At 45.8% G+C, this 12,063-nt stretch carries 14 protein-coding genes and 1 riboswitch; of the genes, 13 read left to right on the forward strand and 1 reads right to left on the reverse strand.

Annotated elements, in window-relative coordinates:
• Positions 1-109: 109 nt before the first annotated feature.
• The 10 genes from AC58P7_RS04030 (at position 110) to ytfJ (ending at position 8,385) form a co-directional block, all read left to right on the forward strand.
• A complete protein-coding gene (locus tag AC58P7_RS04030) occupies positions 110-541 on the forward strand; it encodes a peptidylprolyl isomerase (RefSeq protein WP_497340120.1) in 432 nt (143 codons plus the stop codon).
• Between the two features lie 225 nt (positions 542-766).
• Positions 767-947, forward strand: a riboswitch (FMN riboswitch).
• Between the two features lie 233 nt (positions 948-1,180).
• Positions 1,181-2,290 (forward strand): bifunctional diaminohydroxyphosphoribosylaminopyrimidine deaminase/5-amino-6-(5-phosphoribosylamino)uracil reductase RibD, encoded by a 1,110-nt coding sequence (gene ribD / locus AC58P7_RS04035; RefSeq protein WP_497340121.1) that lies wholly within the window; start codon positions 1,181-1,183, stop codon positions 2,288-2,290.
• Positions 2,291-2,306: 16 nt separating this feature from the next.
• On the forward strand, positions 2,307-2,978 hold the full coding sequence (gene ribE / locus AC58P7_RS04040) for a riboflavin synthase (protein WP_497340122.1): 672 nt from the start codon (positions 2,307-2,309) through the stop codon (positions 2,976-2,978).
• Positions 2,979-3,090: 112 nt separating this feature from the next.
• Positions 3,091-4,320, forward strand: a complete 1,230-nt coding sequence (locus AC58P7_RS04045; protein ID WP_497340123.1) for a bifunctional 3,4-dihydroxy-2-butanone-4-phosphate synthase/GTP cyclohydrolase II — start codon at positions 3,091-3,093, stop codon at positions 4,318-4,320.
• Between the two features lie 52 nt (positions 4,321-4,372).
• Positions 4,373-4,843, forward strand: coding sequence for a 6,7-dimethyl-8-ribityllumazine synthase (gene ribH, locus AC58P7_RS04050; RefSeq protein WP_497340124.1), 471 nt, complete (start codon positions 4,373-4,375; stop codon positions 4,841-4,843).
• Complete coding sequence (locus AC58P7_RS04055) at positions 4,843-5,484, forward strand: site-2 protease family protein (RefSeq protein WP_497340125.1); 642 nt, start codon at positions 4,843-4,845, stop codon at positions 5,482-5,484. The genes ribH and AC58P7_RS04055 overlap by 1 nt, the downstream gene beginning before the upstream one ends.
• Positions 5,485-5,500: 16 nt before the next feature.
• Positions 5,501-6,292 (forward strand): segregation and condensation protein A, encoded by a 792-nt coding sequence (locus AC58P7_RS04060; protein WP_497340126.1) that lies wholly within the window; start codon positions 5,501-5,503, stop codon positions 6,290-6,292.
• On the forward strand, positions 6,276-6,890 hold the full coding sequence (gene scpB, locus AC58P7_RS04065) for an SMC-Scp complex subunit ScpB (RefSeq protein WP_497340127.1): 615 nt from the start codon (positions 6,276-6,278) through the stop codon (positions 6,888-6,890). Before AC58P7_RS04060 ends, scpB begins: the two co-directional genes overlap by 17 nt.
• A 182-nt stretch (positions 6,891-7,072) precedes the next feature.
• Complete coding sequence (locus AC58P7_RS04070; RefSeq protein WP_497340128.1) at positions 7,073-7,774, forward strand: DUF2953 domain-containing protein; 702 nt, start codon at positions 7,073-7,075, stop codon at positions 7,772-7,774.
• 119 nt (positions 7,775-7,893) lie between these two features.
• Positions 7,894-8,385 carry a GerW family sporulation protein gene (gene ytfJ, locus AC58P7_RS04075; protein ID WP_497340129.1) on the forward strand — a complete coding sequence of 164 codons (492 nt, stop codon included), beginning with the start codon at positions 7,894-7,896 and terminating at the stop codon, positions 8,383-8,385.
• Positions 8,386-8,438: 53 nt separating this feature from the next.
• On the opposite strand, the gene AC58P7_RS04080 is transcribed toward ytfJ, so the two are convergent.
• The gene (locus AC58P7_RS04080; RefSeq protein ID WP_497340130.1) at positions 8,439-9,050 is read right to left on the reverse strand and encodes a TetR/AcrR family transcriptional regulator; all 612 of its coding nucleotides are present in this window, start codon (positions 9,048-9,050) and stop codon (positions 8,439-8,441) included.
• Positions 9,051-9,236: 186 nt separating this feature from the next.
• Between AC58P7_RS04080 and AC58P7_RS04085 the strand changes: the two genes are divergently transcribed.
• The 3 genes from AC58P7_RS04085 to AC58P7_RS04095 all read left to right on the forward strand — a co-directional run bounded on the left by AC58P7_RS04085 (position 9,237) and on the right by AC58P7_RS04095 (position 12,063).
• Positions 9,237-9,995: an SDR family oxidoreductase gene (locus tag AC58P7_RS04085; RefSeq protein WP_497340131.1), complete on the forward strand. Its 759-nt coding sequence runs from the start codon at positions 9,237-9,239 to the stop codon at positions 9,993-9,995.
• 245 nt (positions 9,996-10,240) lie between these two features.
• Positions 10,241-11,419, forward strand: coding sequence for a D-alanyl-D-alanine carboxypeptidase family protein (locus AC58P7_RS04090; RefSeq protein WP_497340889.1), 1,179 nt, complete (start codon positions 10,241-10,243; stop codon positions 11,417-11,419).
• A gap of 44 nt (positions 11,420-11,463) precedes the next feature.
• Positions 11,464-12,063, forward strand: coding sequence for a nucleoside recognition domain-containing protein (locus AC58P7_RS04095; RefSeq protein WP_497340132.1), 600 nt, complete (start codon positions 11,464-11,466; stop codon positions 12,061-12,063).

The raw sequence follows: 12,063 nt of genomic DNA on the forward strand, positions 1-12,063 counted from the left end.
TTACGTATAAGCAGGAGGCCCCTATTCGCTTAGGGATCCTCCTGTTGTTTGTGTAATGGAGTTATTCATAGTAGAATAAGATATTATTTCCTAAAGGAGTGAACCACATATGGCAAAACAAGCAAAAATTCAACTAGCAGGTGGCGGAGAGGTGCTTATCGATCTTTTTGAGAAAGATGCACCGAACACTGTCGCTAACTTTGAAAAACTAGCAAACTCCGGTTTCTACAACGGACTTGTTTTTCACCGCGTAATTCCAGGATTCGTAGCACAAGGTGGTTGCCCAACAGGAACAGGAACTGGTGGCCCTGGCTACCAAATCAACTGTGAAATCAACCCGAACAAACATGAGCGCGGCTCCTTAGCGATGGCACATGCGGGTCGTAACACAGGTGGAAGCCAATTCTACATCGCTTACCAACCACAACCGCATTTGGATGGTGGACATACGGTTTTCGGTAAAGTAACTAAAGGTATGGAGCTTGTTGATGCGTTCAAAGGCAAAGACAAGATGGAAAAAGTAGAAGTTGTAGAAGTATAATTTCTGTTTAAAGGAACAACTCTGCTCAGATGTGAATGTCTGGGCAGTTTTTGTTGTTGAAATTTTTCAGTACACTCTGTAAAAATGCTAAAAACCAATAATTCCGACAAGTTTTATCAGAAAAATTGAAAAAAGGCCTTGCAATTTTCATGCGTGAGTGATAAATTTTTGTTTAATAAAGAAATTAGTAACTAAGGTTTAGTTACTACTCTCTTTACTAGTATGCAAAACCTTCGGGGCGTGGTGAAATTCCACACCGGCGGTGATTCGTAAGCATGTACGTGTACATGGTTGCGATCAGTCCGTGACCCGTTGTGAAGCTAGCGGTACCTGACAACAGCTTCGCTACGGTTGACCTGGTGTAACTCCGGGACCGACAGTATAGTCTGGATGGGAGAAGGAAAATGCGAATGCCAATTCGCTAGCATGCTTGTTCATTTTTTCACATTAACCAAAAATTCGGCAGGTCTGCCTTCGTAGGCAACCACGTCGGTATTGTTTGATTTGATTAAAAATGCGGCAGGTGTATTAGCTGAAGCTTATTCGTGTTATCTAAACAATCTCTGGCCCCCATCCGAAATCGGAAGGGGCTTTTTTGCATTAGATTCAAGGACTGGACTAGGAAGGCAGTGATTATCCATGCAGGTGTTGAACGACGAAGCCTATATGCGACTTGCGCTTCAGATGGCAGAAAGCGCGCTCGGACAAACAGGCATTAATCCTGTCGTAGGTTGTGTTCTCGTCAAAGAGGGCCGAATTGTCGGTATGGGCGCACATCTGAAGCGTGGTCATGGTCACGCGGAGGTTCTGGCGCTGCAAATGGCTGGAGAGGAAGCCAAGGGGAGTACGGCTTATGTGACCTTGGAGCCCTGTAGTCATTACGGTAAAACACCGCCCTGCAGCGATCGACTCATTGAGGCAGGAGTTACACGTGTCGTAGTCGCTACCAAGGATCCGAATCCTTTAGTGGCTGGCACAGGTATTGCGAAGCTGCGCGCTCATGGCTTGGAAGTCGTTGAAGGCTTACTAGGCGAACAATCTGCGCAGCTGAACGAGGCTTTCAACAAGTTTATCGTCACACGCATGCCGTTCGTGACGATGAAGACCGCGAGCACGCTGGACGGTCGCATCGCTTCCAAAACCGGCGACAGCAAGTGGATTACATCCCCAGCGTCGCGTGATTTTGTTCATACCCTGCGCCATCGGCATCAGGGGATCCTTGTCGGCGTGGACACCGTCATCGCCGACGACCCGCAGCTGAGCACGCGCGGTGACGTACCGGCTGTGCAGCCGGTACGCATCATCGCGGACTCGCAGCTGCGAGTCCCGCTCGGCGCCCGCGTGCTCACGGAGCAGGATCGTCAGCCGACGATCCTGCTCGCGAGCGCACAGGCGCCCGCGGAGCGGCTTGCCGCGCTGGAAGCGCGCGGCATCACGGTCCTCACCTGCGGGGACGGCCCGCAGGTGGACCTGACGCTCGCCATGCAGCAGCTGGGCGAGCGCGAGATCGGCTCCATCCTCCTCGAGGGTGGAGGCCGCTTGAACGGCGCCATGCTGGAGCGGCGCCTGATTGATAAGCTGGTGCTGATGTTTGCGCCGAAAATTATCGGCGGAGGTTCAGCAGCACCTGTGAACATCCACTTCGACGGCTTCGCGAAGATGGATGACGCCATTACACTCGACCGATTGCGTGTCGAGCAATTCGGGCCGGACGTCTGTATGACCGGCTATCCGATGTATAAAAGCTAGAGAATGGAGGAGTGGCATGTTTACCGGCATTGTTGAAGAAATCGGCCACATGCGCCGCATTCATAGTGGAGGGCAAGCCATGGTACTAACCATTGGCGCCAAAAAAATTCTTGAAGATGTCCATCTGGGGGATAGTATAGCTGTAAATGGCGTTTGCCTCACGGTTATTTCTTATGATAGTGATTCGTTTTCTGTTGACGTGATGCCTGAGACGTATCGAAAGACCAATCTTCGTAAGTTGCAATCCGGCACACGCGTGAATTTGGAGCGGGCAATGGCAGCAAATGGTCGATTTGGCGGGCACATCGTGCAAGGTCATGTGGATGCAACGGCGACGATCCTTTCCCGCATATCGGAAGAGAATGCTATTGTTTACCGGTTTGCGCCGGAGAATCCGCATATTTTCCGCTACATCATAGCTGGTGGTTCGATCACGATTGACGGCATTAGTTTAACTGTTGTAGATGTCACAGATCAGGATGTCTCCGTTTCGATTATCCCGCATACCCTTGCGCAAACCATTCTCCATGACAAGAAAGCTGGAGACACGGTCAATATCGAATGCGACGTTCTTGGTAAATATATGGAGCGACTGCTCAAATTCGGTCCTTCAGAGACTTCCCATAGCAGGGAACCTAAGAAAAGCACGCTGACTGCAAGCTTTTTAGCAGATAACGGCTTTATGTAAAATATAGAATATATATGTTTCACATGATAAGTTGGCTAAATTTCTTGCTAAACGCTCCTGTCCCAGAAGGACAGTGTAGCCGTTTATTTTGGAGTAGTTAGGAGAGGTGTATATGACACAAACCATTCGATTTAATACGATTGAAGAGGCCCTCACGGATCTGAAATTAGGTAAAGTAATTATTGCCGTAGACGATGAGGATAGAGAAAACGAAGGCGATTTTATCGCCCTAGCCGATAAAACAACACCTGAAGTAATCAACTTCATGATCAAAGAAGGCCGCGGTCTCGTCTGTGCACCAATCACCGAAGACAGAGCCAAAGAGCTTGAATTGCCTCCGATGGTGGCGCGCAATACAGATTATCATGGCACAGCCTTCACGGTTTCTGTCGATCATACCGATACAAGTACGGGGATTTCTGCCCATGAGCGTTCCAGAACGATCCAAGGCTTAATTGATCCAATGACGAAACCGCAAGATTTCCGTAGACCTGGTCACATTTTCCCTTTGATCGCCAAAAAAGGCGGTGTTCTCCGCAGAGCGGGTCATACAGAAGCAACAATCGATCTAGCGATTCTTTGTGATTCGTATCCGGCAGGTGTCATTTGTGAAGTTATCAAAGAAGATGGCACCATGGCTCGAGTTCCTGATCTGATGGAAATTGCCGCGAAGCATGATCTTTGCATTATCACGATTCAGGACTTAATCCAATATCGGAATCAACAAGAGAAATTGGTCAAGCGAGAAGTCGAAGTGGATCTACCAACGGATTTCGGTACATTCAAAGCGATTGCTTATACGAATCAGCTGGATGACAAAGAACATGTAGCTTTGGTAAAGGGGATAATTGATCCTTCCAAACCAACTTTGGTACGTGTGCATTCCGAGTGTTTGACGGGAGACGTCTTCCATTCTCATCGTTGCGATTGCGGTCCGCAGCTTGAGGCGGCACTAAAACAGATTGATGAAGAAGGCAATGGTGTATTATTATATATGCGACAGGAAGGTCGCGGCATCGGTTTAATCAATAAATTGAAGGCTTATGTCCTTCAAGAGGAGGGATTAGATACGGTAGAAGCGAATATTAAGCTTGGATTTGCTCCGGATCTTCGTGATTATGGCATTGGTGCTCAAATTCTGAAAGATCTTGGCATCACAAAGCTCCGTCTTTTGACGAATAATCCGCGCAAAATTAAAGGCTTAGAAGGCTATGGTCTTGAAGTGGATGAGCGTGTTCCGATTCAAATGGAGAGTAAAAAAGATAACCTGAATTATTTGCAAACCAAACAACTGAAGCTAGGCCACATGCTGAGTTTTAAAGACGTAGGCAAAGGCATTTAATTGTAATAGCATTCAATCCAATACGCTTTCAACAGAAAGGGAGTTTCTTACCATGGCAACGATTTATGAAGGACATTTAATTTCGCAAAATTTAAAATACGGGATCGTCGTAGGACGTTTCAATGAGTTTATTACTTCCAAATTGCTTGGAGGCGCACAAGACGCGCTTAAACGTCACGGTGTGGATGAAAATGAAATCGACATCGCTTGGGTTCCAGGTGCATTCGAACTTCCCCTAATTGCTCAAAAGATGGCGGAAAGCGGCAAGTATGACGCTGTTATTACGCTTGGTGCGGTGATACGTGGATCAACGCCTCATTTTGACTTTGTGTGCAGCGAAGTGGCAAAAGGTGTATCGGCGATTAACTTGAAAACAGGCGTACCTACCATCTTCGGTGTGCTAACAACAGATTCCATTGAGCAAGCAGTAGAACGCGCGGGAACGAAAGCAGGCAATAAAGGCTGGGAAGCTGCCGTAACTGCGATTGAAATGGCGAATTTGACGAAGCAATTCACTTCCTAATGCTGTCTTATTATCATTTGGAAACACTGCTGCCACGGCTGTTCGCGTTTCTAATCGCCATGACCCTGCATGATACAGCGCATGCTGGGGTTGCTTGGCTGCTTGGAGACCGAACGGCTCGTGACGGCAGACGTTTGTCGCTGAACCCCTTGGCACATTTAGATGTCTTGGGGTTGGCGATGATCGTCTTCGGGCCTTACGGCTGGTCGAAGAAAATGCCGGTCGATCCTGACCGTTTTCCCAAGTATAAAAGACTATCACATACGCTTGTATATCTTGCGGGACCTTTCACGAATTTCGTGCTTGTTCTGTTTTTTTGGTGGTTATACTTCTTCTTACCCACCCTGCTCGGTGCTGCAACCGAATCGATTGTCGTGGAACAATGGCGCGTTTATTTGCAGTATTGTGTCATCGTTAACTTAATGATCGGCCTCATTCATTTATTGCCGCTCTATCCATTAGATGGTTGGTTTATTTGGAAAGGTCTTGTCTCTCCTCCGAAACAGCGATGGTTGGCAAGGCACGAAATCAAAGCACTTATTCTTGTAATCGTTTTAATGGTCACCCCCATTGGTCAATGGGTTCTCAGTCACATTTATCCATACGCCGTACAGCTAATCATGCATCTTTATTCACTATGACAAGGGGAAGAACGACATGAAGGTTACGTATAAGTTAGAAGCATTTGAAGGTCCCCTTGATCTATTGCTCCATCTGATTGATAAAAATGAACTCGACATTTACAATATTCCGATCAAAGAAATTACAGATCAATACCTTGGGTATGTACAAGCTATGCAGGAGTTGGAGTTGGATATAACGAGCGAGTTTCTGGTCATGGCAGCCACACTGCTCTCCATCAAAAGCAAAATGCTCCTACCTAAGCCGCCTGTCATTGAATTTGACGAATATTTTGATGATATGGATGATTCGTTAGACCCACGCGCCGAGCTTGTTGCGAAGCTGATCGAATACCGGAAATACAAATCCATTGCCGATATGCTTCGTGATAAAGAGGTAGAGCGCAGTCTCGTTTATACACGGGAACCGGAGGATTTAACACCTTATTTGCCTGAAACACAAGAGAACCCTGTGGAAGGTCTCGATGTCGCTGATTTGCTTTTTGCTTTTCAACGAACGCTGCGTAAATTAGCCAATCGTAACGTTGTTGCGCGAATTCGACGTGATGAGATCTCGGTGAAAGATCGAATTCGTGAGGTTGTTGATTTGCTTAAAATAAAAGGCGGTAAGCTGTTATTCTCCAAGCTGTTTGATTATGAGATGACGCGTGAAGAGATTGTTGTCACCTTTCTAGCAATCCTTGAGTTGATGAAAATGAAGAAAATTATGTGCTACCAGAATCAGCTGTTCGATGATATCGTCATTCAAGCCAAAGAGGAGGGGACTGACCTTGACACTCAACTTCCAACAGATGAAATCAATTATTGAAGGACTTCTCTTTGCCTCTGGCGACGAAGGTCTAGATCTCAAGCAACTTGCTGAAGTGATGGAGATTGATTCCTATGTGATTAAAGATTTGCTTAAAGATATGCGCACGGATTTCAAACGTAAAGGACGCGGTGTCCAAATCGTTGAGGTAGCTGGAGCCTATCAGCTCACAACTTTAGCCGAGCATGCACCTTATTTTGAGCGACTCGCCTATACGCCTTCACGATCTTCGTTGTCCCAAGCAGCCCTAGAGACGCTATCGATTGTTGCTTATAAGCAGCCTATCACGCGAGTCGAGATCGAAGAGATCCGCGGCGTGAAGTCTGACCGCGCACTGGCAACATTAACTGGTAAAGACTTGATTACGGAGGTTGGACGTGCGGATGCGGTGGGGAGACCGATTTTGTACGGAACTTCCAAGCAGTTCTTAGAATATTTCGGTCTCAGTTCGATTCAGGAGTTGCCTGACTCTGCAAGCTTTCAGGGTAACTTCGACTTGGAAGAAGAAACTCGGATGCTCTTCGATCGCTTAGGCGGAGACCAGAAACAACTGACGCTTGAAGATGTAAGTGATTTAAGTGATGATCAATCGGAGTAGATCGTGACAGCATAAAGCTTATCCAAACATGCATTTCATTTCCTTTTAGAGGTCATACTAACTCCACCTGCGAGAAGACTTATTCTTGCAGGTGGAGTTTTTAGTCGGCTATATTTCTGGATAAACGTATCCGTCCAAGAAGGACGGTATAGTCGTTTATTTTGGTTAAGGAGGCGTAAGTGGTGCTGTGGGTTGGATTGGCCATTGTAATTGTCATCATCGCTGTTATCGTCGTGCTATGCAGCTATTTACGCGGGGAATTTAATTTCTCTCGAGTGAAGGATAACGATACGCTTTCAGTGGAGATGCGGGGTTTGTTTGGACTGGTACGATACCGTTATGTCATCCCTATCATTCAGTTTAAAGGGTTTACGCAGGGGATATTAATTAAGTCAGAAACGGTAACCCAACATAACGCCAAGTTGAAAGATGAGACGAAAGATCATATTACGAAAGATAAAGTCATCACCTTTTATAAACAATCGAAGGATGTTCTCGTGCATACACTGAATTTATATGGCTGGATGAAACAAACATTAGCTAAAGTAGAATGTACGGAGCTCAAATGGATTACGCGGGTTGGACTTGGCGATGCTCCTGAGACGGCCATTACGACCGGGGCAATTTGGGGAATCAAGTCGTCTTTACTCGGATTCTCGATCCGGTATGTGAAGCTAACTGCGAAGCCGCGCATTGATGTGATTCCACAATATAATCAGAAACAATTTGCAACAGAATTCCGCTTCGCTGGGCGCATACGCGTATGGTTTGCAGTTGTTTCTGGCGTGCGTTTACTGTACCGTGCAGCGAAAGTCAAAGGAGGAATTCGCAGTTGGATCCAATTTGTACTGAAGGCAAGAGCCAGATTTAAACCTGCTTCGTGAGTTGTACATAACCCCATGCCTCTAAGGGCACTCTAGAAATGAACCAATAATTGTTCTTTTGTTGCTTGAGATTTCGATGCCAGATCGTATGGCGAAAACCGTTAAGGAGGAATAAGAAGATGTCCGAACACCCGATTCAAGGCCTCATGAAAGTCGCCATGGAAAATATAAAAGAAATGGTCGACGTAAACACGATCGTCGGTGACCCGGTCGAAACGCCAGATGGCAGTGTGATCATGCCGATTTCGAAAGTCGGTTTTGGCTTCGCTGCAGGCGGTAGTGAGTTTGTGACAGACTCCGAAATCGAAATCGAAGGCGGTTCTATGAACCGAGGCGATGCGCTCAATGCCAAAGTTGCGCTACCTTTTGGTGGCGGTAGCGGCGGTGGGGTGTCCATTACGCCAATTGCATTCCTTGTCGTTGGCAAAAATGGGGTCAAAGTCGTGCCGCTGGACAACCAAACGCATATCTTGGAGCGTCTGATCGATTCTGCACCGCAAGTTGTCGATAGGATCCAAAGTATGATCAGAGGCATGTCATCGAAGCCTCCAGTGGCGACGACCGCAGGGAACAATGTCACCAATATCGAGAATCAGAATTTTATCGTGTAGCAACTGGTCATTATGAGCTGTCCTTTGAGGACAGCTTTTTCTATGCAAACCTTTTAATCGGGTGAGCTTTTCAAAATCGTTTTAGCGACCGTAGGCCGCCAGTTAATGATTTTAATAAGCTGATCTTGCATATAAGAGGGTGAATAATTAAATTCACTTTCAACCCAGTGGAAAATGAGACCTAGTAAAGAGCTAATCGAGTAGATGCTAAGAAGCTCTTGATCCATATCGTTGTCTTTTTCTGAATAGATTAATTCTTCTTGGGTTATTTTTTTTAGGCCAGTAAACATTTTTTCTTTCAATTTAGGTAACACATCACTTTTCATTAACACGGTATAAATGGAAGCGTTTTGGAAAAAATGTTCAAAGATCATGACAGATTTGGCAGGCAGCTCATTAATGCGAAACACTTCAACTTTTTCATAAGGTGCACGAAAGGATTGGAGAAATTGCCCAGTTAAATTTGTAATAATTTCGTCCAGTAAGTCCTCTTTACTTTCATAGTTGGCATAAAATGTTCCCCGATTATAGTTCGCAATTTCTACGATTTCGGTTATGGAAATAGAAGCAAAGGTCTTATGCGACATTAAAGAGAGTAGAGCTTCTCTTAAAGCGATTTTACTTCTAAGGATACGACGATCCGGTTTTTTACTATTTTCAGACATGTCGATTCATTCCTTCTTGGCTTTATTGAACAAAAACAATAATTTTGTTCGTTAGCTAACAAATGCTCATTTTTTATTGATTGTTTCACTCTTGATACTCTATTATACTCCAAGTGAAAGAAGTTCTATATGCACATTCAGTGATTAATTCGTACTCAAAATATCTAACATTTGGAGGAATTACACATGAAACTTTCTGGAAAAGTTGCGATCGTTACAGGTGCAGCATCAGGCATGGGAAAAGCAATCGCGGAGTTGTTTGCAGCAGAGGGAGCTAAAGTTGTCGTTTCTGATCTTCGCGTAGAGACGGCTCAAACAGTTGTCATGGGGATTGAATCTAACGGCGGAACAGCAATCGCCATTGCAGCTAACGTAGCGAAAGAAGAGGATGTTGGGCAATTAATAGATACGGCTGTTAAGGAATACGGCACTGTGGACATTTTGATTAATAACGCTGGCATTATGGACAACTTTGTTCCTGCTGGAGACTTGACGGACGAGCTTTGGGAGCGGATTTTTGCGATTAATACAACAGGTGTAATGCGAACAACACGTAAAGTTCTTCCGATCTTTACAGAGAGAAAAAGCGGTGTGATCGTAAACATTGCTTCGGCAGGAGGATTACAAGGGTCCAGAGCGGGTGCAGCTTATACTGCATCTAAACATGCGGTAGTTGGTTTTACGAAGAATGTCGGTTTTCAATATGCCAATCTCGGTATCCGCTGTAATGCAATCGCCCCTGGCGGCGTGAGTACGAACATTGGAACAACGCTTACTGCACCAAATCCATTTGGTATGGAAAGAGCGATGACTGGGATGGGGTTAAACCCACGTAACGGTGAGCCAGAAGAAATTGCAAAGGTTGCTCTATTTTTGGCTTCAGATGACTCAAGCTTTGTTAACGGTACTGTTGTTACGGCTGATGCGGGCTGGACGGCTTACTAAGAAAAAATCAAATTCGATACAAAAGGCGGAGACGCCTGTTATCTTGTTTAGCCTGTTGATTCATTCAACAGGCTATTTTTTGTGTCATGCCTGCATTCTCTTATTCTAGAATATGCAACCAATTCTCGGACATATCCCCCGTCCACCTGCATATACTTGTACAAAGTTTTGTCAGTTGAAAGTGTGCCAAACGTGTACAAGTTCGTAGGTGTAGGGGGAAATCGAAACCGATGAAAACTAAAGTCATGTTCATTTTCATTTGCTGTGCCATACTTGGTTTGCTTGTTGCACCATGGACCAATGTACAAGCCGCGCCGCCAGCCATTCATACCAATGCGGTTGGAGCTTCCCTTATTGATGTGGAGTCAGGGCGTGTCCTTTATAGCGAAAAAGGGGACACGCCTATGCGTATAGCCAGTTTGACCAAAATTATGACGGCCATTATTGCGATTGAGCAAGGGGACCTGAATAGCATGGTCAAAGTTAGTAAAAATGCTTTCGGGAAAGAAGGTTCTTCGATTTACTTAAAGCTGGGAGAAGAAATGCGACTCCATGACATGCTCTACGGACTCATGATGCGCTCGGGCAATGACGCCGCGACTGCAATCGCTGAGCATATTGGAGGCAGCGTAGAGGGCTTTGTCTACCTGATGAATGAGAAAGCAATGAGTCTGGGCATGGATCATTCTCATTTCACGAATCCTTCCGGACTAGACGAGGGTGAGGGTCATCGTTCTAGTCCTAATGATATGGCCAAGCTGACGGCTTATGCGATGAAAAATAGTGTATTTGCAGATATCGTATCTACGAAGCTGAAGAAAGTTCCCAATCCGAATGAGCCTTGGGACTACTCCTGGCTGAATAAAAACAAAATGCTCTCCATGTTTGAAGGTGCTGATGGTGTGAAAACAGGCTACACCAAGCTGGCTAAGCGCTGTTTAGTGTCTTCTGCAACGCGTGACGGACAGCAGCTTGTTGTAGTTACTTTGAATGATGGGGATGACTGGGCGGACCACGCGAGACTGCTCCAGTACGGCTTTAAGAATTTCCCGTTGCAAACCCTTGTGAAAAAGGGAGATGCAATCGAAGGTACGCCATGGGTAGCCAGCAGAACTTTCAATTATCCATTAGCAGAAGGGGAGTATGCTAGCTTAACAAAACAAGTGACCTTGGTAGATCCGATGTCGACTGAATATAGGTTAGCTGAGCGTGGATCGCTACAGATTTCTTTGAAAAATAAGCTCGTTCAGACTATTCCGATTTATGATAAGACCAATCCGCTGCTGCAAGTACCTGAGAAAGCGACGTTTTCTTTTCAGTCCAGCAAGCCTTATCAGGAAACGATGGTGACACGGTATGGTTACATCTGCAGGATGCTTGTACAGGGTCTTTTCAACATATCGGGATCCATATGGGCGGATTAAGTGGGGAACGCGATTCGAGCAAAAGGGGTAAGGAGTGTTAACCTATGGTGAATTGGATATGGCTGTTTTTTATTGTCGTTGGTTTCATCGTCGCGGCCATCAATGGAGATGTAGAATCCGTAACGCAAGCGGCTTTTGACGGTGCAAAGAATGGCGTTACAGTGTGTTTTGGATTAATTAGTGTGTTGGTATTCTGGATGGGGATGATGCGTATAGCGGAAGATGCGGGTATTTTAATCAAGCTGGCCAAACTTCTTCAGCCCGCAGTACGCTTCCTTTTTCCAAGCATTCCTAAGAATCACCCAGCACTTGGCTATATCATGTCGAACATGAGTGCAAACATCCTTGGCTTAGGAAATGCAGCCACGCCGATGGGCATTAAAGCGATGCAGGAGCTTCAGAAGCTGAATCCGAATAAGGATGAGGCGAGTGCGGCGATGTGTACGCTTCTTGCGCTCAACACATCAAGTATTACGTTGATTCCGACAACGCTTATCGCCATTCGGATGAATTTCAATTCGATGAACCCAGCAGAAATCGTAGGCACAACACTCATTGCGACCATTATCTCAACAACAGCGGCCATTTTCGTGGATCGATGGTATCGCAGATCGCGCTCACCTATCCCTCCGCTGAAAGGATGA

This window comes from Paenibacillus sp. J22FR5, from assembly GCF_059691975.1.